15 protein-coding genes are annotated in these 21,555 nt (G+C 72.4%); 10 read left to right on the top strand and 5 right to left on the bottom strand.

Annotated features, from left to right (window positions below):
• Window positions 1-42: 42 nt before the first annotated feature.
• From ACGFW6_RS16115 to ACGFW6_RS16105, 3 genes are all read right to left on the bottom strand, one after another.
• Window positions 43-741 carry an SDR family oxidoreductase gene (locus ACGFW6_RS16115; RefSeq protein ID WP_393509152.1) on the bottom strand — a complete coding sequence of 233 codons (699 nt, stop codon included), beginning with the start codon at window positions 739-741 and terminating at the stop codon, window positions 43-45.
• A gap of 206 nt (window positions 742-947) precedes the next feature.
• Window positions 948-1,391 (bottom strand): hypothetical protein, encoded by a 444-nt coding sequence (locus tag ACGFW6_RS16110; RefSeq protein WP_393509149.1) that lies wholly within the window; start codon window positions 1,389-1,391, stop codon window positions 948-950.
• Window positions 1,392-1,633: 242 nt separating this feature from the next.
• Window positions 1,634-2,521, bottom strand: coding sequence for an NAD(P)-dependent oxidoreductase (locus ACGFW6_RS16105; RefSeq protein WP_393509146.1), 888 nt, complete (start codon window positions 2,519-2,521; stop codon window positions 1,634-1,636).
• A gap of 244 nt (window positions 2,522-2,765) precedes the next feature.
• On the opposite strand from ACGFW6_RS16105, the gene ACGFW6_RS16100 reads away from it, so the two are divergent.
• From ACGFW6_RS16100 to ACGFW6_RS16090, 3 genes are all read left to right on the top strand, one after another.
• Window positions 2,766-6,002 carry a BTAD domain-containing putative transcriptional regulator gene (locus tag ACGFW6_RS16100; protein WP_393509143.1) on the top strand — a complete coding sequence of 1,079 codons (3,237 nt, stop codon included), beginning with the start codon at window positions 2,766-2,768 and terminating at the stop codon, window positions 6,000-6,002.
• Window positions 6,003-6,181: 179 nt separating this feature from the next.
• Complete coding sequence (locus ACGFW6_RS16095; protein ID WP_393509140.1) at window positions 6,182-6,949, top strand: SDR family oxidoreductase; 768 nt, start codon at window positions 6,182-6,184, stop codon at window positions 6,947-6,949.
• Between the two features lie 57 nt (window positions 6,950-7,006).
• Complete coding sequence (locus ACGFW6_RS16090; protein WP_393509137.1) at window positions 7,007-7,624, top strand: VOC family protein; 618 nt, start codon at window positions 7,007-7,009, stop codon at window positions 7,622-7,624.
• Between the two features lie 36 nt (window positions 7,625-7,660).
• Here the strand turns inward: ACGFW6_RS16090 and ACGFW6_RS16085 are convergent, their stop codons facing one another.
• Window positions 7,661-9,130, bottom strand: coding sequence for an aldehyde dehydrogenase family protein (locus ACGFW6_RS16085; RefSeq protein WP_393509134.1), 1,470 nt, complete (start codon window positions 9,128-9,130; stop codon window positions 7,661-7,663).
• Between the two features lie 76 nt (window positions 9,131-9,206).
• The gene (locus ACGFW6_RS16080) at window positions 9,207-9,947 is read right to left on the bottom strand and encodes an aquaporin (protein ID WP_393509131.1); all 741 of its coding nucleotides are present in this window, start codon (window positions 9,945-9,947) and stop codon (window positions 9,207-9,209) included.
• A 228-nt stretch (window positions 9,948-10,175) separates the two neighbouring features.
• Between ACGFW6_RS16080 and ACGFW6_RS16075 the strand changes: the two genes are divergently transcribed.
• The 7 genes from ACGFW6_RS16075 (at window position 10,176) to asnB (ending at window position 21,550) form a co-directional block, all read left to right on the top strand.
• Entirely contained in the window at window positions 10,176-11,843 is a 1,668-nt protein-coding gene (locus ACGFW6_RS16075; protein ID WP_393509128.1) for an IclR family transcriptional regulator C-terminal domain-containing protein, read from the top strand.
• Between the two features lie 764 nt (window positions 11,844-12,607).
• On the top strand, window positions 12,608-14,086 hold the full coding sequence (locus ACGFW6_RS16070; RefSeq protein WP_393509883.1) for a sugar transferase: 1,479 nt from the start codon (window positions 12,608-12,610) through the stop codon (window positions 14,084-14,086).
• Between the two features lie 73 nt (window positions 14,087-14,159).
• Window positions 14,160-15,476 carry a nucleotide sugar dehydrogenase gene (locus tag ACGFW6_RS16065; RefSeq protein WP_393509125.1) on the top strand — a complete coding sequence of 439 codons (1,317 nt, stop codon included), beginning with the start codon at window positions 14,160-14,162 and terminating at the stop codon, window positions 15,474-15,476.
• On the top strand, window positions 15,466-16,731 hold the full coding sequence (locus tag ACGFW6_RS16060) for a glycosyltransferase family 4 protein (RefSeq protein ID WP_393509122.1): 1,266 nt from the start codon (window positions 15,466-15,468) through the stop codon (window positions 16,729-16,731). Before ACGFW6_RS16065 ends, ACGFW6_RS16060 begins: the two co-directional genes overlap by 11 nt.
• A complete protein-coding gene (locus ACGFW6_RS16055) occupies window positions 16,728-18,095 on the top strand; it encodes a Wzz/FepE/Etk N-terminal domain-containing protein (RefSeq protein WP_393509119.1) in 1,368 nt (455 codons plus the stop codon). Before ACGFW6_RS16060 ends, ACGFW6_RS16055 begins: the two co-directional genes overlap by 4 nt.
• Entirely contained in the window at window positions 18,092-19,612 is a 1,521-nt protein-coding gene (locus ACGFW6_RS16050; RefSeq protein ID WP_393509117.1) for a Wzz/FepE/Etk N-terminal domain-containing protein, read from the top strand. Before ACGFW6_RS16055 ends, ACGFW6_RS16050 begins: the two co-directional genes overlap by 4 nt.
• Before the next feature lie 3 nt (window positions 19,613-19,615).
• Window positions 19,616-21,550, top strand: coding sequence for an asparagine synthase (glutamine-hydrolyzing) (asnB, locus tag ACGFW6_RS16045; protein ID WP_393509114.1), 1,935 nt, complete (start codon window positions 19,616-19,618; stop codon window positions 21,548-21,550).
• The last annotated feature ends 5 nt before the right edge of the window (window positions 21,551-21,555 follow it).

Raw genomic sequence — 21,555 nt, 5'->3', positions numbered from 1 at the left:
GACGGGCCGTTCCGCATCCCGCGCTCACCCGGCGCTGCGAGGTCAGTTGACCTGACCGGCCGGCCGCATGGTCAGCTGGTTGATGTCCACGCCCTCGGGCTGCTCGAGGGCGAAGACGATCACGTCGGCGATCTGTTCGGCGGTCATCGCCGGTGCCGCCTCGGGGACGCCGCCACGCTCGTTCCAGAACGGGGTGTCCACGACGCCGGGGGCGACGAGCGTGACGCCGACTCCGTCCTTGGAGACCAGCAGCCGGGTGTTCTCGGCCAGGGCGTGCACGGCCCACTTGGTGACCGAGTACAGGTTGCCCGGGGTGTTGCGGACGCCGGCGACCGAACCGACCAGCACGATCCGGCCCTTGGACTCCCGCAGATGCGGCAGCGTCTCCCGCACCAGCAGGGCCGGGCCGAGGACGTTCGTCAGGATCATGGAACGCATCGCCCCGGGCTCGTGGTTCTCCAGGTTGCCGGGCAGCGAGAACCCGGCGTTGGCGATGACGTGATCCAGCCGGCCCCACGCGTCCACGAGCGCGCGCACGGCCGAGGCGAGATGGTTCTCGTCGCTGCTGTCACCGGTGAGTGTCATCAGCCGCTCCCCCGCGTCCGCGGAGGCGGCGAAGGCGGCCAGCCGGTCGGCGTTCCGGCCGGTGACGGCGACACGGTGTCCCCGCTCCAGCAGGGCGCGAGCGGTGGCAGCACCGATTCCGGTCGAACCGCCGGTGATCAGCGTGACGGGTTGCAAGGGACGGCCTCCTCATCGATGGCGGTCATCGCCGGCCATGAGGGCGGTTGAAGCACTCCTCCGGCGCACCGGCCGACGATCAGCCGCTCGTTCCTGGTCCCGATGCTAGTACGCGGCCGACGATCCCGGGACGGAGTCCGCGCCCCACCGCGGACCGTCGCCCGACGACCGGGGCGGCCACCCGCCCGAGGCCCTCGCGGCGCCCGTCAGAAGGGGTCGCGCCGGTCGACCGGGCCGGCCGTGGGCTGCGCCGTGCCCGCGGTGACGCGGCGGTAGGCGGCTCGGGCATGGACGATCCTCGCCAGGATCGTGCCGACGACGCTCGCGGTGAGCAGACAGGCGAGCCAGACCGTGTCGCGGGACCCGGCCCAGGTGAGGGTGCCCGCGGGCGGGATCGCGAAGCCGTTGAGGAACAGCCAGCACAGCAGCGCCGTGCCCGGAGCGGCGGAGAGGCGGGCGCACAGCCCCAGCAGGGCGGCCAGCAGGGACAGCGAGGCCAGGGCGAACCCGGGTCGGTCCGGACCCATGAGCAGGTTGTGCACCGCCACCAGGATCAGAGCTCCGCCGAAGGCCGTGGCCCACACCAACGGCGTGGCCACGGGGCGGGGTACGGGCCTTGCCTCGGCGCTGAGGGACACCCACCGGATCATGCAGACGGTTCCTTTCGGTCCTCCCCCGATGCCCCGGCGGCCCTCGCGCGGCCGGAGGGGACCGGGATGTGGATTGTCCCACCCGGTCCGGCCCTCCTGGATAGCGCCTGTCCGGACGTACGCCATGGCCGACGTCGGCTCCTTTCCTGCGATGCCGGTTTCCGGTGTGCGGAAGGGGTCGGTTCCGACAGGGAATTCGGACCGGCCCCTTCGTCAGGGGGTTCGGCGAATACCGGACCCGGTCACTTCTTCGGGCGGCGGTACGCCTTCACGACACTGGCGTAGCTGTTCTTGGCGTGCCCCTGGGCGATGATGGATTCCATCAGCGTTTCGGAGTACTTGGGGAGTTCGGTGTCGACGCCGAGCGCCTCGCTCTCCTCGACGAGGTGCTTGAGCGCGCCCAGGTGGGTCTCCAGGGTGGCGTCGTTGGCCGGGAACTTCTCGTCGCCGGCGTCGATCTGCGCGGCGTAGTCGGCCGTGAACATCTTGATGGCGTCGAGCCACATGTGGGCCCACGGCAGGAACTCCTGCGCCTTGACGCCGCCGGTCTCCACGATGGCGACGCCGTGCAGGAAGCTGTTGAGGGCGCCCCACATCAGGCCGAGCAGCGACACGTCGAACAGGGCGGGCTTGCCGTGGTCGGTGCCGAGGTACGTGGTGCCGCCGCCGAGCAGCTTCAGCACCGGCTCGTGGCTGTCGAAGACGGCCTTGTCGCCGGCGTAGAAGAGAACGGAGGTCTCGGCGCCGATACCGGGCGGGGTGATCATGATGGCGCCGTCGAGGTACCGGGCGCCGTTCTTCTGCGCCCACTCGGCGGTCTGCCGGGCCTGCTCGGAGGAGCCCGTGGTCAGGTTGACGACGGTCTTGCCGCGCAGGGCGTCGCCCAGCGAGCCGATGACGTCGTGCACCACGTCGTACGTCGACACGCACACGACCACCAGGTCGCTCGCGGCGACGGCGTCGGCGGGGCTCGCGGCCAGGACCGCGCCGTCCGCGACGAGGCCGTCGGCCTTGTCCGCCGAACGGTTCCACACGGTGGTGGCGTGACCCGCCTTCAGGAAGGCGGCGGCCAGGGCCTGCCCCATGAGGCCGAGGCCGAGCACCGACACCGAGGTGTGGTTGTCACCCATGAATCAGTTCCTCCAGTACGGAAGTGTTGTGCTGAACGGGCCGGGACGCGGCCGCGTCGGCGCACCCCGCGTGCCGGACCGAATTTCTCCGGGAAGGCTGGCATCTGCCCCTTCGGATGCGCTTCGGACGCATTCGGATTCGCTTCGGACGACTTCACAATTGCCGCGTCGACGCACTTCGGAAGGATGGCCGAGGCCCTTTCGTCACAAGTCACGCCGTGCGGCGGCCGGTTACGCTGAGATCATGGAATTCGGGGTGCTGGGACCGCTGGAGGTGCGCACGGACGAGGGACGTCTCGTGCGGGTGCCCGAAGTCAAGGTCCGCATGCTCCTCGCCGATCTGCTCGCGCATCAGGGGCAGGTCGTCCCGGCGGGCCGGCTCATCGAGGACCTGTGGGGCGGCTCGACGTTCACGGCCCGGCCGACCGCCTCGCTCCAGGCCAAGGTGTCCCAGCTGCGGCGCGCGCTCCAGGACGCGGAGCCGGGCGCCCGTGACCTGGTCGCGCACCGGGCGCCCGGATACGTCCTGGACATCGCCGCCGGCGCGCTGGACGCCGGCCGGTTCCGCGAACTGGTCACCCGGGCCAGGGCCGTCGAGGACCCCGTGCAGCGGTCCGCTTCCTACACCGAGGCGCTGGCGCTGTGGCGCGGCCCCGCCTTCGCCGAGTTCGCGGATCAGCCGTGCGTACGGCCGACGGCGGGGAGCCTGGAGGAGGAGCGCCTCACCGCGGTGGAGGAGCACGCCGGGGTCAGGCTGGAGCTGGGCGAGCACAGCCTGCTGGTCGGCGAGCTGACCGAGCTGGTGGAGCAGCACCCGTTGCGTGAGGGGCTGCGGGGCGCGCTGATGTGGGCGCTGTACCAGGCGGGCCGCTCCTCCGACGCGCTCGACCACTTCAACGATCTGCGGCGCCGGCTCGACGAGGAGCTGGGACTCACGCCCGGGCCGCCGCTGGAGACGCTGCAACAGGCCATCCTGCGTCACGACCCGGTCCTGGCCCGGCCGGAGCCGTCCGTAACGTCGGCGGCCGTGGTGGTGGCGCCGGAACCCGCGACTTCGGCCTCGCCGCTGGTGGGCCGCGAAGAGGACGTCCGGGCGATCCGGACGCTGCTCTCCCGGCGCCGTCTGGTGACACTCACCGGCCCGGGCGGGGTCGGCAAGACGCGTCTCGCGCAGGCCACGGCACAGAGCATGGCGGGCGCCTTCGCCGAGGGCACCTGGCTGGTGGAACTGGCGGACACCGGGGGCCTGGAGCGGTTCGCCGGCGTGGAGTCGCTGGCCGAGCAGGTGATGGCGACGCTGGGAATCCGGGAGAACATCTCGGACGACGGCTGCGCGGGCCCGACGGACCGTCTCGCGAACGCCCTGGCGGGCCGGCGGCTGCTGCTCGTGCTGGACAACTGCGAGCATGTCGTGGAGGCCGTCGCCCGGTTGGCCGGTGTCCTGCTGAGCAGGGCGCCGTATCTGCACATCCTGGCGACCAGCCAGGAACCGCTGCGCACCCGGGACGAGACGGTCTACCCGGTGGCGCCGTTGTCGCTGCCCCCGGTCGACGGCCCGGACCTCGAGGCGCTGGCGAGCGCGGGCGCGGTCCGTCTCTTCGTCGACCGGACCACCGCGACGGACCCGGACTTCGTGCTCGACGCGACCACCGCCCCGCTCGTCGCCGATGTGTGCCGGCGCCTGGACGGCATCCCGCTCGCCCTCGAACTGGCCGCCACCCGTGTGCGGTCGCTGGGGATCCGGGAGCTGCACGACCGGCTCGACGACCGCTTCCGGGTCCTCAACAGCGGTTACCGCGACGCCCCTTCACGGCATCGGACGCTCCAGGCCACGCTCGACTGGAGCTGGGGCCTGCTCGACGTCCGGGAGCGGACCGTGCTGCGCCGGCTGTCGATGTTCAGCGAGGGATGCGGGCTGCGGGCCGCCGAGGAGGTGTGCTCCGGCGACGGTGTGTCCCCGGCGGACGTACTGGACGCACTGAGCCTGCTCGTGGAGCGCTCTCTGGCCGTCCGCACCGACGGCCCGCACGGTCCGCGCTACCGGTTGCTGGAGTCGGTCGCGGTCTACGCGCGTGACAGGCTCACCGAGTCCGGCGAGTACGCCGGGACCGCCGCCCGTCATCTGCGTCACTGCGTCAGCCTCGCCGAGCGCGCCCGGCCGCATCTGCACGAGCGGGAGCAGGCCCGGTGGTTCCAGTATCTCGACCCGGAGGCGGGCAATGTGCAGCGCGCGCTGGCCGAGGCGGCGCGCGCCGGGGCGGCGCAGGAGGCGTTGCGCCTGGTCAACTCGCTGACCTGGTACTGGTACGTCCGGGGCAGGCTGGGCGAGGCCGGCAGAGCGCTGGCGACGGCCCTGGACACGCCGGGCGACGCCGCGCCCGAGGAACGCGTGGAGGCCGTCTTCTGGTACACGGGCATCCGCCTGCTGCTCGGCGAGCACGACCGGGGGTGCGACGCTCCGGAGGAGTACCCGCCCGAGTCCGGCCCGGAGTCGACCAGAGCCCAGTGGTTCCTGGCGCACGCGCAGTGGACCGTGGGGGCGCTGGCCCAGGGCGAGAAGCGGGTCGAGCACGTCCTCGCCCGCTTCCGCACCCTGCGCGACGCGTGGGGCATGGCCGCCTCGCTGACCACGCGTGCCTGTTTCGCCCTGGCGCGCGGCGACCTGGAGGGGCTGCGCGGCAACGCCGAGGAGGCCCGCGTCCACTTCGCGGAACTGAGCGACCTGTGGGGCCGGTTGAAGACGGCCGACCTGCTCGGCAGGCTCGCCGAGATCAACGGCGACTACGACCGGGCGGCCCGGTTGCACAGGGAGAGCCTGCGGATCACCCAGGCCCTGGAGATGTGGCCCGAGATGTCGGCGAAGCTGTCGGGTCTCGGCAGGATCGCCCTGCTCACGCGGCGCAGCGACGAGGCCGACGACCTGCACACGCGTGCCCTGCGGATCGCCGCCGAACAGGGCAACCAGCCCGCCGAGCAGTTCGCCGCGCTGGGCCTCGCGCTGAGCGCCCGGCGTCAGGGCCGGCTCGCCGCCGCCGAGGAGTGGCTGCGGCCCTGGCTCGCCTGGAACCGGCGGCGCGGCGACGGTCCGGGCCTCGCGCTGGTCCTGGCCGAGCTGGGCTTCATCGCCGAACAGCGCGGCGACGCCGAGGGCGCCCTCGCACACCACCGGGACGGCCTCAAGGCCGCCGCGACGACGACGGACCCCCGCTCGGTCGCCCTGGCCCTGGAAGGACTGGCGGGCGCGTACTCCCTGGCCGGGTCACCGCTGCGGGCGATCCGCCTGCTCGGCACCGCGGCGGCGACCAGGGAACGCGCCGGCGCTCCGCACCCTCCCGCCGAACGGGGCGACGTGGAACGCATCGCCGGCCGTCTGCGCGACACGTTCGACGAGGCCGCCTACGCACGCGAGTTCGCCCTCGGCACCGAGACGGACCACGAGTCCCGGATCGCGGAGGAGCTGCCCGACCGGGGCGCCCCGTGATCCCTCGCGGCCACGGCCGGCGGCCGGCGTCCGGCCCGGGTGCGACTCGGCCGGACGGGTGACAGACTGGGGTCTCGGGCCGGGCAGCCCGTGGCGGAGGACGCGACACCGCCTCCTGCCGCCGCCGAGGGGGCACGAGAGTACGCCCGGAAACCCCATGCGGACGGTGGTGACCTCCTGTGAACGCGAGCCCCCGAGCAGGAGAGGGAGTCCCTCCGGCATCCGGAGGGCCGGCCGGGCAGACGGTCGTGATCGTGGGCGGCAGCTCGGGTATCGGTCTGGAGACCGCGCGACAGGTGCGTGCCGCCGGCGGCGAGGTGGTGCTCGCGGCTCGCGACGCCGAACGTCTGCAGCGGGCGGCGGACGAACTGAACCCGCTGAGCACGGCCGCGTTCGACGCCATGGACCCCGAGCGCATGGAGCGCTTCCTGCTCGACCTGCCGGGGCAGATCGACCACGTCCTGGTGACGGCGGGCAGCCCGGTGTACTCGCCCCTGTCCGACCTCGACCTGTCCGCCGGCGGGCGTGACTTCGGCGGGCGTCTCGCGATGCTGCTCGCGGCGGCGCGAGCGAGCCGGGAGAAGGTCAGGGCCGGCGGAGCGCTGCTGTTCATCGGCGGCACCGGCGCCCGGCGGCCCGCGCTCGGGATGGCCGTGACGGGCGCCCTCACCGCGGCGCTCCCGGCGCTGACCGCGAACCTGGCACTGGAGCTCGCCCCGGTCCGGGTCAACCTCATCGCGGCCGGCTTCGTGGACACCCCCCTGTCGGCCTCCCTCCTGGGCGACCGACTGGAGGCACGCCGGGAGCAGTTGAGGAGCACACTGCCCATCGGCCGGGTGGTCGGACCGGCGGACGTCGCCGCCCTGGCCCTGCACATCATGACCAACGGCGCCCTCACCGGTGCCACCTACGACATCGACGGCGGCCAGCAGCTCGTCGCGCACTGATCGGCCCACGACCGGCGTCCGTCGTCGCAGCCGTCCTCCGACACGAGGAGCCACACCATGGACATGAAACTGGAGGTCGTCGTGGTCCCGGTGGCCGACGTCGACCGGGCCAAGGAGTTCTACACGGCGCTGGGCTGGAGACTCGACGCGGATATCGCCCAGGACGGCGGTTTCAGGGTGCTCCAGCTGACCCCGCCCGGCTCACCGGCGTCGGTCATCTTCGGTACGTCCGTGACCGAGCAGGCACCCGGCTCGGCCCGGGGCCTGCACCTGGTGGTCGACGACATCGAGGCCGCCCACACCGAACTGCAGCGCAACGGCGCCGACCCGAGCGAGGTGTTCCACGACTCCGGCGGTGTCTTCCACCACGGCGGGACCGACGCCCGGGTCCCCGGCCCCGACCCGGAACACGGCAGCTACGGCTCCTTCCTGTCGTTCGACGACCCGGACGGCAACGGCTGGGTGCTGCAGGAGATCACCAGCAGACTCCCGGGCCGCCTGGACCCGGCGACCACGGACTTCTCCTCGTCCCAGGACCTGGCGGGCGCCCTGCGCCGGGCTGCCGCGGCCCACGGCGAACACGAGGCCCGCACGGGGGCGGAGGACCCCGACTGGCCGGACTGGTACGCGCGGTACATGGTCAGCGAGCAGGCGGGGACGGCACCTCCGGTGTGAGTCCCCGGGCCGGGCTCACGGGGCGGGTTCCTCGGTTCAGATCGGGTAGTGGGCGTGCCCGACGGCCTGCGCGGTGATCCAGCGGGTGTCGGTGAACGCTTCAGCGCCCGCCTGCCCACCGAAGCGTCCGTAGCCGGAGCTCTTCACTCCGCCGAAGGGTGCCTGCGGCTCGTCCGCGATGGACTGGTCGTTGACGTGGACGATGCCGGTACGCAGGCGGCCCGCGACCTCGAGGCCCGTCGCCAGGTTCTCGGTGATGACGCCGGCGGTCAGCCCGTAGGGGGTGTCGTTGGCCAGGGCCACGGCCTCGTCGATGCCGTCGACGACGTGGACGACCGTCGCGGGGCCGAAGATCTCGTCGTAGTAGATCTTCATCTCGCGGGTGACACCGGTCAGTACGACCGGCCGGATCAGGGTGCCGCGCTCCTCTGTTTCGCCGGTGCCCGCCGCGAGTTGGGCGCCGTTCGCGACCGCGTCCTTCACCAGAGCGGAGATCCGGCGAGCGGCGGCGGCGTTGACCACCGGGCCGACCGCCGTGCCCGCGTCGCTCGGATCGCCGCACGGCAGCGCCCGGACGCGGTCGGCGAACTTCGCGGTGAACGCGTCGGCCACGGCGCGATGGACGATGACCCGGTCCACGCACATGCAGATCTGGCCCGCGTTCATGAAGGAGCCGAACACCGCGGCGTCCACCGCGTAGTCGACGTCCGCGTCCTCCAGCACCAACAGGGCGTTCTTGCCGCCGAGTTCGAGCACGGCGGGCTTGAGGTGCCGGGCGGCCTGGACGCCGATGGCGCGGCCGACCTCGGTGGAACCGGTGAAGTTGACCATCCGTACCCGGGGGTCGGCGATCAGCGCGGAGACCACTTCGGCGGCGTCGGCGCGGTCGTTGGTGACGACGTTGAGCACGCCGGCGGGCAGGCCGGCCTCGTGCAGGACGTCCGAGATCAGCAGCCCGCAGGCGAGGGGCGCGTCCTCGCTCGGCTTCATCACCACGGTGTTGCCCATCGCGAGCGGCATCGCGACCGCGCGGACGCCGAGGATGACCGGCGCGTTCCAGGGCGAGATCGCGGCGATCACTCCCTTCGGCACCCGTACCTGGGCGGAGTGAACGCCGTCGGCGTCGGTCGCGAGGATCCGGCCGGTCGGCCGGGTGACCTCCGCCGCCGCCTCCAGCAGGATGTCGGCGGCCAGGCGGGCGTTGAAGCCGGCCCAGGGCGCGACGCCGCCGACCTCTTCGGCCATCAACCGCACCACTTCTTCCGCGCGTTCGCCCATCAGCTGTGCGGCACGCAGGAAGATCCGGCGGCGCTCGGCCGGCTTGGTCGCGGCCCAGGACTCGAACGCGGCGTCGGCGGCGTCCACGGCCCGGCGTACGTCGTCCGGTGTGCCGGCGGCGACCTCGGCGCAGACGGCACCGGTCCAGGGGTTGATGTCGGACGCGGTGCGCCCGCAGGAGGCGGCGACCTCCCGGCCGTTGATGATCAGTCCTCGTGTGACGGACATGGTGCTGCTCCTGAAGTACGGGATGAGAGCGAGGGGTTGGGGGGCGGCGGATGCCGGGAGGGCGTGCCTGTACGGCTCACGCCTCGGACGGCGACGCCTTCGGTGTTCCGCGCGGGGTCAGCGCCCGGTGGGCGAGGCCGACCAGCGCCGGGGCGACGAGCGGCGCGATCATGTAGTTCCAGAAGTGCTCGTGGTGGCCGGAGAGCAGGGCCGGGCCGAAGGCACGCGCGGGGTTGATGCTCGCGCCGGTCACGGTGCCCAGGGTGGCGATGACCACGCCGACACCGACTCCGATGACCGCCGGGATCAGTCCGCGCAGCGCGGGTCTCGCCATGACCAGGGTGACCGCCACGAAGACCGCGGCGAGTGCGCCGCCCTCGATGAGGAACAGCTCGACCGGGCCGGTCCCGGCCGCGGGGTGCACGGCGGCGTGGCCGATCTGCCGCACGGGTTCGCCCCAGACGCCCCCGGCCAGCGCGGTTCCGGCCACGGATCCGGCGAGCTGGGCGGCGATGTAGGGGAGGACCGCGCGGCGGGGGAAGAGGCCGCACGCCCACAGGAAGACGGTGACGCCGGGGTGGAGGTGGCCGCCGGACGCGCGGCCGGGAGGCGAGTACATCAGCGCCGCTATCAGTGCCGCGACCGCGACTCCCGCGACGGCGAACAGGGCGTGCGGGTCGGTGATCGCCAGCGGGGACCCGGGGAGGGCGAGCCAGCGGACCAGGCTGACCACGGCGAAGAGAAGCACGGTGGTGAGGGCGAACTCGTAGCCGGTGTGCCGCACGAGGTCCGCGCGGCTCTGGGCGGAAGTGCTCATGGGAGTCCTCGGGGAAGGGCGGGGAGGGGGTGGGGTCAGGTGCGCGCATCCACCGCGGCGCACCCGACCGACTCGATACTTTTTCGCTGAGTGAACTATCATTCATTCAGCGAGTGAGCCGAGTCTGCGGGACCCTGTGACGGCTGTCAATGGCCGGTAGCGTTCTCCTGACGACGGGCAGGAGAACGGCCTGATGCGCCGGGAAGCAGGAAGCACGGGAGGAGATCGGTGACGTCCGACGAGGCGGAGGCATCCGGCCTGGAGGCCGTCGGCCCGCTGGAGCGCGGTCTGGCGATGCTGCGGATCATGGCCGCCTCGACGGAGCCGATGCGGCCGGGCGACCTGGCCCGCGCCACGGGCCTGGCCCGCTCGGCCGTCGACAGGGTCGCCGCCACCCTGGTCCATCTCGGCCATCTGCGCGCCGAGGGACGCGCGTTGACGCTCGCACCGCGCCTGATGGAACTCGGCAACGCCTACCTCGACGCGAGCGGCTACGCCCGGGCGCTGCGACCGAGCCTGGAACGGCTGACCCGGACGCTGGACGAGTCGGTCTCGGCGATCGTCCTCGACGGATGCGACGCCCGGATCGTCGGTACGGCCGTCCCGCCCGGCCGGATGATCCCCCTGGGCTTCCGCGTCGGCGATCTGCTGCCCGCCGAGCGCTGCGCGGCCGGCGCCGTCCTCGCCACCGCCTGGACCCCGGACACGTACGAGACCTGGCGGGCCCGGCACGCCGCCGACCCGCTCGACGCGGGGTTCCCGGCCGTTCCCACCCGCAGCGCCGCGCCCCGCCCCGAACAGGCGGAGGCTGACTTCACCGCCTGGACCGCGCGCACGGCCGCGGCCGGCTGGGCGCTGGACGACCAGCTCGTGGCCCCCGGCCTGGTCGCGCTGTCGGTCCCGGTGCGGGCGCCGGACGGGCGGCCCGTGTGCGCGATCAGCGTGCTCGCCCACACCAGCCGGCACAGCGCCGACCAGCTGCGCGAGCACGCCCTGACCGCGATGACCGAAGCCGCCGAGGACATCGCCCTGGCGCTGTACGACACCTCCGGCATCCCGTCCGGGGCGGCGCCGCCCGCCACGCCCGCCTACACCGACGCCAAGTCCGAACTGGGCCCGTCGTTCCTGCAGGCGCTGGCCCGGGGCCTGGCCGTGCTGACCGCGCTCGGCCGGCAACCCGGCGGACTCACCCTCGCCGAGGCCGCGGAGGCCGCCGGGCTGTCGTACCCCAGCACCCGCCGCAACCTGCTGACCCTGCGCGAGCTGTCGTACGTGGACCAGCACGGGCGCCGGTTCCTGCCCGCCCCGCGCGTCCTGGAGCTGGGATACGCGCGGCTGTCCACCCTGACCCTCGCCGAGATCGCCCAGCCGCATCTCGCCGACCTGGTCGCACAGGTGCGGGAGTCCGCCTCGCTCGCGGTGCTGGACGGTGCCGAGGTCCGCTACGTCGCCCGCGTGGCCACCGAGCAGATCACCAGTGCCCGGATCACACCCGGTACCCGGCTGCCCGCCTACGCCACGTCCATGGGCCGGGTCCTGCTCGCGGACCTGCCAGAGGCCGAGCGGCGGGAGCGGATCCGGGACGCGCAGCCGCGGGCCCTGACCTCGTACACGCTCACCTCGCACACGGCGCTCGCCGCCGCTCTCGACCGGGCCGCCCGTGATGGATTCGCCCTGGTGGAGCAGGAGTTGGAGGCCGGGCTGCGGTCACTGGCCGTACCGGTCAGGGATCGCACCGGGCGCGCCGCGGCAGCCCTGAACATCGCGCTGCACGCCGGCCCCGAGCCGCCCGAACACAGCAGGGACGCCCTGCTGCCCGCGCTGCGCGAGTGCGCCGCCCGCGTCGAGGCCGATCTCTCGGCCGCGTTCCCGCACACTCCCGCGCCCGCGCCCTGAGGCTCCTGACGAGCGGCGGCTGTCAGTCTGTGCGAGAGCTGTGGAACGCCACCGGGAAGACGACCGACGGGGCCCGCCTACTTCGGCCACGTGACACCGGGCAAGATCTGGACGGGGCCGGCGGCCAGACGCCCGCCGCCGCCCACTTCGCGGAGCCCGCGCCGTACCGCGAGCAACTGCGCCGCCCGACCCCGATGGACGGCTTCACCTGCGAGAACGCCCTCATCGTGACGCTCTTGCGGACCGTCGACGCCCTCCGCGACTTGCGGCACCCGACGTGCCGCTGTCAAGCCTTCCGCAGGCCGTCACCAGCCGGTGGATCCTGTCCCAAAGCTTGAACACAAATTACACACATCCCCTCCTCAATTCTGGTCCCGATGGTCTAGATTGACCGTGCTTCAGCTGATCGGACACGAGGCGACCAACAATGATTCGTACGTCCGGCGTCACAAAGAGCCAGCAGTCGCGTCCCCCGCGCCACGCGTGGGGATGATCAATTCTTGAGGCCCGGCAGGGGTCTCGGGTGCGGGGAGCACCCGAGGTCTCCAGGGCTTCCGCGCACCCCGTGAGCGTGGCCGGACGTGCGACTCCGTTGCCGCCAGGGGGAGTTGTCCAACAGCGCTGAAGTAGCCGGGATGTCATGTGCGCGGGAGGCGGGGGCCTCCCGAGGGGAGGAACGGCGCGGCACGGGGGGCAGGGGCGTCTCCCGGGAGAGAACAGTGTTCGGCGCACTCGTCGGACGACTGGCGAACTGGGGGGGTCCAGTGCAACAGGGGGAATTAGTCGAGCCGTTTCGGTCGGCGCGGGGGCGTCTGGCGAACGGGTCGACGACCCGGCCCGCGAGCGACTGGGAACAGCGGTACCGCCGTTCCGTGATCATCAGCGACACCGTGTCCACCGCCCTCGTGGTGGCGGCGATAGGCAACTTCTTCGGGGCCCGGGACGCGGCCAACTGGCACGAGAAATGGGGAATCCTCGCCTTCGGCACCGAGCTGCTGGTGCTCGGAACACTCGCGGTGAGCCGGTCATGGGCCCCCGCCGTGCTCGGCCAGGGCGCCGAGGAATTCCGCCGGCTCGGCCGCTCACTGTTCACGGCGACCGTTGTGCTCGCGCTCGGCGGGATAGCCCTCACCTCACGCAACATCAAGCTCTGGATCTTCGTCGCGATCCCCGCGATCGCCCTCGTCACCATGACCACGCGGTATCTGCTGCGCATCTCCCTGCACAGACAGCGCAAGGAAGGGCGGTGCCTCAGACCGGTGCTCGCCGCCGGGAGCCCGGCCACCGTGCGCGACCTGATCAGCCGTACCCGCAAGTTCCCGCACCTCGGATGGCGCGTGGACGGCGTGTGTACGACGGACGGTCGCGGGCTCGACGGCGACCAGCTGGACGGAGTGCCGGTGGTGGGCCGGCTGACGGACGTCGCCAAGTACGTCGAGCACGACGGCTACCGTGTCGTCGCGGTCACCCCGGACCCGCACTGGACACCGGACCGGCTGCAACGGCTGGCCTGGAACCTCGAGGGCAGCGACGCCGAGATGGTCGTGGCCCCCGTGCTGATGGAGGTGGCCGGCCCGCGGCTGCACGTCGACGCGGTGCTCGGGATACCGCTGCTGCGGGTCAGCATGCCGGCCTTCACCGGTGGGCGCCGGGCGATCAAAGAGGTCGTCGACCGGGTGGGCGCGGCCGTGCTCCTGGTGATGTTCGCACCGCTGATGGCGCTCGTCGGGCTGCTCGTGCTGATGGACAGCCGGGGCGGGGTGTTCTACCGCCAGCGCAGGGTCGGCAAGGGCGGCCGCGAGTTCACCATCCTCAAGTTCCGCACCATGGTCGCCGGGGCGCACGGGGCACGTGCCGCGCTGGCCGACCGCAACGAGGGTGCGGGGCTGCTGTTCAAGCTCCGCCGGGATCCGCGGGTGACCCGGGTGGGGGCGGTGCTGCGGCGGTACTCGATCGACGAGCTCCCGCAGCTCTTCAACGTACTCAGCGGATCGATGTCGCTCGTCGGTCCGCGGCCTCCGCTGCCGGAGGAGTCCGCGGCCTACGGCCCGGACATCCGGCGGCGGCTGCTGGTCAAGCCCGGACTCACCGGGCTGTGGCAGATCAGCGGACGCAGCGACCTGCCGTGGGAGGAGGCGGTCCGCCTGGACCTGCGGTACGTGGAGGACTGGTCGCTCGCCCTGGACACAGTGATCTTGTGGAAGACGCTGCGGGCGGTGCTCTACGGCCAGGGGGCCTACTGATGCGCGCGGACGGACGTCCGGCCGGCGCGCGGACCGCAGGCCACGAGGGCCTGCCTGGGGGGAGGAACGGGAGATGAGAGTCAGCGTTTTCGGGCTCGGTTACGTGGGCTGTGTGTCGGCCGCGTGCCTGGCCAGCATGGGTCACGAGGTCATCGGGGTCGACGTGAACCAGGTGAAGGTCGACCTGGTCAACGACGGCAAGGCCCCGGTGGTCGAGGAGCGGATCGGCGAACTCATCGCCGACGTCGTACGGACCGGAGCATTACGCGCCACCGTCGACGTCCGCGAGGCGATCATGGGCAGCGACGTGTCGCTGGTCTGCGTGGGTACGCCGTCGGAGCCCAACGGCAGCCTGTGCACGACGTACTTGGAGCGGGTCACCGAGCAGATCGGCAGCGCGCTGGCGGAGCGGGGCGGCCGGCACACCGTCGTCTTCCGCAGCACCATGCTGCCGGGCACCTGCCTGAACCTGCTGGTACCGATTCTGGAGAAGTACGTCGGCGGCACGGCCGGCGTGGACATCGGCGTGGCCGTCAACCCGGAGTTCCTGCGCGAGGGCACGAGCGTGCGGGACTTCTTCGACCCGCCCAAGACCGTCATCGGCGAACTCGACTCGACGAGCGGCGACGCGGTGCTGGCGCTGTACGACGGCCTGCCCGGCGAGGTGTTCCGGGTGCCGATCCCGACGGCCGAGGCCATCAAGTACGCGGACAACGCCTTCCACGGCCTCAAGATCGGCTTCGCCAACGAGCTGGGCGCGGTGTGCCAGGCGCTCGGGGTCGACTCGCACCAGGTGATGGACGTGTTCCTGGCCGACCGCAAGCTGAACATCAGCCCCGCCTATCTGCGGCCCGGCTTCGCCTTCGGCGGCTCCTGCCTGCCCAAGGACCTGCGCAGCCTGGTCCACGCGGCGCAGCGGGCCGACGTCTCGGTGCCCATCCTCTCCCATGTGCTGCCCTCCAACTCCGACCATCTGCAACGCGCGGTGGAGCTGGTCGAACGCACCGGCAAGCGCCGGATCGGCCTGTTCGGGCTGTCCTTCAAACCCGGCACCGACGACCTCCGCGAGAGCCCGCTCGTCGAACTGGCGGAAAGGCTCCACGGCAAGGGGTACGACCTGCGGATCCACGACGCCAACGTCAGCCTCTCCCGGCTGCTCGGCGCGAACCGCGAGTACATCGAGACCCGGCTGCCGCACCTCGCGCAACTGCTCGCGGACTCCGTCGAGGAGGTGCTCGAACACGCCGAGGTGGCCCTGGTCGGAACCAGGGACCCGGCCGTCCTCGCGGCGCTGCCCCATGGCGGCGGCCCGGTGATAGTCGACCTCATACGCCTTCCCGACGCCGAGACGCGCCGGACCGAACCGGGATACATGGGCCTTGCCTGGTAACGCGATCAGTGGTGAGGGGTCGGGGCGACGCGCGCTGATCCTGGTGGAGAACCTGTCGGTGCCGTTCGACCGGCGGGTGTGGCAGGAGTGCACGACCCTGCGCGACGCGGGCTGGGAGGTGCACGTCATATGTCCCCGGGGGGAGAAGCGGGACACCGAACCGGAGGCGTTGATCGACGGGGTGCGGATCCACCGGTACCCCTTGAAGGCGGCCACCGGAGGACCGGCCGGCTATCTGCGGGAGTACGGCTCGGCGCTGTGGCACACGGCCCGGCTGGCCCGCAAGGTCGGCCCGGTCCATGTGGTCCACGCCTGCAACCCGCCCGACCTGCTGTTCCTGGCGGCACGGTGGCTCAGGCGGCGCGGCGCGCAGTTCGTCTTCGACCAGCACGACCTGGTGCCGGAGTTGTACCTCTCGCGGTTCGACCGCGGTGAGGACCTGCTCTACCGCGCCGTGTGCGCGCTGGAACGGCGGACCTACCGGGCCGCCGACATCGTGCTCGCCACGAACGAGAGCTACCGGGACGTCGCGATCCGCCGGGGCGGCCGAAGCGCCGAGGACGTCTTCGTGGTGCGCAGCGCACCCCAGGTCGACCGGTTCCAACCGGTCCCGCCCGAGCCGGAGTTGAAGCGCGGCAAGCCGCATCTGCTGTGCTATCTGGGCGTCATGGGCCCGCAGGACGGCGTCGACTACGCCCTGCGCGCCCTGGCGAAGCTGCGCGACGAGCTCGGACGGACCGACTGGCACGCGGTGTTCGTCGGTGCCGGCGACGCCTTCGACGCGATGGTGGAACTGTCCCGGCAGCTCGGTCTCACCGAGCAGGTGCAGTTCACCGGGCGCATCCCGGACGCCGACCTGGTGCGCTACCTGTCCACCGCGGACGTGTGCCTCTCCCCCGACCCGCGCAATCCGCTCAACGACGTGTCGACCATGAACAAGGTCCTGGAGTACATGGCGATGGGCCGGCCGATCGTCTCGTTCGACCTGAAGGAGGCGCGGGTCTCCGCCGGTGACGCCGCCGTCTACGCGCCGGCCAACGACGAGGCCCGATTCGCCGAACTCGTCGCGGAGTTGATGGACGACCCGGAGAAGCGGGCCGAGATGGGCAAGATCGGTCAGGAGCGGATCAGCGGGCCGCTCTCCTGGCAGAACTCGCAAGCGTCGCTGCTCGCCGCCTATACCGCCGCGTGCCGTGGCCGCACTCCGGTGTCGGCGGGCGGCCGGGTCCGCACAGGGAAGAGGCAGCGCAGTTGAGCGAAGACACGATCCGCCTGGTCACCGTCGGGCGGATACTCCGTCGGCGATGGCGGCTTCTCGCCGTCGTCGCCGTGACGGGCGCACTGATCGGTTACGGCACCTCGGTGGTGTTCCCTCCGCGTTACACGGCGTCGGCATCGGTTCTGCTGCCGGGGCAGTGGGAGGAACGCGAGCTGCTGACCCAGGTGGACCTCGCCACCAGTTCGACGGTCGTCGACCGCGCGGCCGACGCCCTCGGCTGGACCGGCGTCAGCAGCGACGAGATGCGGGACCGGGTGGCCGCCAAGGCCGCCGACGGCAACATCATCAAGATCTCCGGTACGGCCGACACCCCGGAGCGCGCACAGCGGCTCTCCGACCGGGTGGCCCAGGAATTCGTCACGTTCGCCGAGCGGATCGCGGGCGGCGGCACCGGCCCCGGAACGGCCACGGGGCCCGAGGCGCTGCGCAAGCAGGTCGAGGAGACCAACCGCCGTATCAGCGACCTGGCCGAGGCCGCTGATCCCGGGCGGACCGTGGAGAGCGTGCAGGCCCGCACCATGCTCGAGAAGCTGCGCACCTCGCTGGAAGAGGCCATGACGAAGCTGGACGAGGCCGACCCGGCCAACGACAAGGCCGGACTGATCGTCATGGGCCCGGCCACCCGGCCGACCGGCGAGGCACCGCCGACGAGGACGCAGCTCGTCGTCGGCGGGGCCCTGCTGTTCTTCCTGCTCGCGGTCGTCGGCCATCTCGTCGCCGCACGGATGAACCGCAGGCTGCGCTCCGAAGGGGAGATCGCCGCGACGCTGGGCACGGCGCTGCTCGGCACGGTCGACGTGCCCGAGGACCGTCGCGGGCACCGGCCGCAGGACGGCGGCCCACCGGCCCGGTTCCGCCGGCTCCTCGGCATCGACACCCGGTGGGACCTGCCGGCCCCGCAGAGATCCGGCGACGAGGACGGCAGACGGATCCGCTACGGCCGGGTGTGCGCCCGCGTCCGGGATCTGTTGCCGGCCCCCCGTCGGCTGCTGGTCGTCGTACCGCACGGCGACGAGATCGCCCGCCGGGCCGCCGGCCGGCTCGTCGCCGAGGCCGAGAACGATCCGCTGCTGCGGATGGTGGAGGTCTCGGTGGACCGGCCGATGGTGCCGGACCGCGACACCGAGTCCGGCGCCCTGGTCGTCCTCAGCGCGGGCAGCCGGACGGCGGAGGAACTCGCCGGCATCGCCGAGGCGTGCGCGGACGGCCGGCACGAGGTCGTCGGCGTCGTCGTCGCCGGCGCGGTCCGGTCGCACCCCGCCCGCAGCGCCGACCGGCCTGCGGACGACGCCACTTGGGCGCTCGCCGGGCACGGCCGAGCGACGGGAGGTCCGGCATGAGCACCGACCCGACGCCGCAGTCGCCGGCCGCCGTTCCCCTCATCGACCTCCAGGGTCTGGTGGTGTCTGTCCGCAGACGCCGCCGTCTGTGGTCCGCCATGGCGCTCCTCGGCCTGCTGGCCGGCGCGGCGGTGGCGGTCCTGCTGCCGCCGCCGCCCACCGCGGTGACCAAGGTGCTGGTCTCCCACAAGGAGGACCAGCCCAACGACACCGGAACCCTGATCCGCACCGACGTCGCGCTGCTGCAGACCACGCGGGTCGCCGGCATGGCACTGCGGTCCCTGAACTCCTCCGAGAAGCCCGAGGACTTCATGCGGGACTACCGGGGCACCGGCCTGACCAACAACCTGCTGCAGATCGAAGTGACCGGCGACAGCGACGCCGAGGCGGTGGCCCGGGCCGAGGCGCTGGCCGACGCGTTCGTCTCGGACCACGTCAGGCGGATGCGGCAGACCGCGCAGGCCGAGGCCAAGGCCCTGCTCGACCAGCGTGACCGCATGCGGGACGAGCTCGCCGAGGTGAACCGGGCGATCGGCGACCAGTCACCGAACAACGACCCGAGGGCGTCGGCGAGCATCGAGTCGCTCTTCGCCCGCCGGGCCGAACTCAACTCGCGGATCGCCGATTTCGACCAGCGCGCCGCGGAGGCGCGCACCGGCACGCCCAAGGTCGTCGCCGGCACGCAGATCGTGGACGCCGCGCGCGCGGTGCGGCACTCGCTGCCCAAGGCAGCCGCCACCGACGCCGCGATCGGCCTCGTCCTCGGACTCGTCCTCGGGCTCGCGCTGGCCGCGGTCGGCACGGTGGTGGCGGACCGCCCGGTGCTGCGCCGGGACATCGCGGCCCATCTGGGTGCCTCGGTCATCGCGGAGCTGCCCCGCCGGTCGGGCAGGCTGTGGCGGCGCCGCCGCACCCGGGTGGCACGCGAACGGCTCACCGCGTCGCTGGCCCGCACGGTACGCGGCTCGGCGGAACCGGTGTCGCTGCTGGAACTGGGCTGTGCGCGCGGCACGAGCCTGATCGCCCTGGACGTGGCGAGGGCACTGGCGGCCGAGGGGCCCGTCTCCCTCGTCGACGGGCTGCCCGGCTCGCAGTTCTCCGGCCGCCGCCCCCGGCCGGGGGACCCCACCGTGGTCAGCGGCGAGCGTGCCGCGGCCGTGTCGTCGCAGGAGCGCCTGCTCGGCGTCGGCTCGGTGGCGCCCGGCACGGCCTGGACCGACCTGCAGTACCTCGGCACCCAGACGGTGCTCGTGGTGCGGGCCGGGCACGGCAGCGCCGCATGGCTGCACACCGTGGCGCGGCAGCTCGCGGACCAGCACATCCCGGTGATCGGTGTGGTGCTCGTCGACCCGGATCCGCGTGACCGGACCGACGGCACGCTGTGGGACGGGCTGCACGTCGCGCTGCGCGGCCAGAGCGAACGGCTGGCCCGGCAGAAGGCGACGGGCCGCAGGCAGCCGGAGCGGCAGCCGATGTGGGCCACACGGGTTCCGGACAGCAACCAGGAGGCGCGGTAGGACATGTGTGGCATCGCAGGCACTTACCGCTGGCCCGACGGGAAAGCCGTGACCGACCGGCTCACCGACACCCTCGCCCACCGCGGACCCGACGGTGCGGGCCGCTACGGCCACCCCGCCGGTGACGGCGAAGTCCAGCTCGGGCACCGTCGGCTGGCCATCATCGACCTGTCCGAGACCGGCGCCCAGCCGATGGTCTCGGACGGCCTCGCCCTGACGTACAACGGCGAGCTGTACAACGCTCCCGAGCTGCGCGCGGAGCTGGTGTCCGCCGGGGTGCGCTTCCGCGGTACCTCCGACACCGAGGTGCTCCTCGAGGCGTGGCGACGCTGGGGCACGGACTGTCTGCCCCGGCTGCGCGGCATGTTCGCGTTCGGGATCTTCGACGAGCGCACCGGTGAACTGGTCCTCGCCCGGGACCAGCTGGGCATCAAGCCGCTGTTCCTGCTCCGGCGCGGCGGGGGCCTGGTGTTCGCCTCCGAGCTCAAGGCGCTCGCCGCCGCGACCGGCGGGTCGCTGGAGGTGGACCATGCGGCGCTGGTGGCGTCGCTGCTGTACTACTGGGTGCCGGACTCACGGTGCGCGTTCCGCGAGGCGGAGAAGCTGGCGCCGGGGAGCTGGCTGCGGATCCGGCCCGACGGCCAGGTGGAGCGCGGCCGTTACTGGAACCTGAAGGACGTCGCCGCCGAGGGCCGGGAGCGGGCCCGCAGCGGCGAGCGGCCCGACCTCGCCGCCGTCGTGGAGGAGTCGACCCGCCGGCACCTGCTCTCCGACGTGCCCGTGGCGACCTTCCTCTCCGGCGGTCTCGACTCCAGCTATCTGACCGCGCTGGCGGCCCGTCACCGCCCCGGGATCTCCGCCTACACGATCGGATTCCGCGCCGAGGACGCCAAGTTCGAGGCGATGCCGGACGACCTGCGCTACGCCCGGCAGGTCGCCGAGCGGTTCGGTGTCGACCTGCACGAGATCGAGATCGCCCCGAACGTGCTCGATCTGCTGCCGCAGATGACGTACTCCCTGGACGAGCCGATCGGCGACCCCGCCGCGATCAACACCTTCCTGATCTGCTCGGCCGCCCGCGAGGCCGGGGTCAAGGTGATGCTGTCGGGGATGGGCGCCGACGAGCTGTTCGCCGGGTACCGCAAGCACCTGGCCAATCTGCTCGCGCTGCGCTACCAGCGTGTCCCGCGGCCCTTGCGGCGCGGGGTGTCCGGGGTGGTGGACCGGCTGCCGGTCGCCTCGGCCCGCCGGGGGTACCGGTCGGTGCGCTTCGCCAAGCGGTTCCTCTCCTTCGCCGAACTGCCGGAGGAGACCGCGTTCCGGCGCAGCTACACCATGTACGACCAGGACGAACTGCTCGCCCTGGTCGACCCGGACCTGGCCGGGACGGTCGAGGACGTGCTGACCGAGCACGCGGACGTCTACGAGGACAACGACCTCGACGACTTCGTCAACCGGATGTGCCTGGGCGACGCCCGGATGTTCCTGCCGGGACTGAACCTCACGTACACGGACCGCTCCAGCATGGCCGCGTCGACCGAGGTGCGGGTGCCGTACGTGGACGTCGAGGTGGTCAGGACGGCGTTCGCGATTCCGGGTGACCGCAAGATCGTCGGACGGCAGGGCAAGGCCGTGCTGAAGGAGGCGGCCACCTCGATCCTGCCCCGGGAGATCGTGTACCGGCCCAAGGGCCTGTTCAGCGCGCCGCTGCGGGCCTGGATGAGCCGGGACCTGGCGCCGCTGGTGCGTGAGGTGATCCATGACGGCGTGCTCGTCAACTCCGGGTTGCTGCGGCGTGACGCCCTGGCCCGCATGGCCGCCGAGGACGCCGCCGGGCAGCGGGACTTCTCCAAGCATCTGTGGCATGTGCTGACCCTCGAGTACTGGTATCGCGACGCGACCTCTGGGTCCGGCCAGAGCACTCGGTTAACGGCTTAGGAATC

It is taken from the genome of Streptomyces sp. Y7 (assembly GCF_043195415.1).
Taxonomy (GTDB): Bacteria; Actinomycetota; Actinomycetes; order Streptomycetales; family Streptomycetaceae; genus Streptomyces.
The sequence above is the reverse complement of the archived record's forward strand: the minus strand, read 5'-3'. Positions and strand labels throughout refer to the sequence as shown.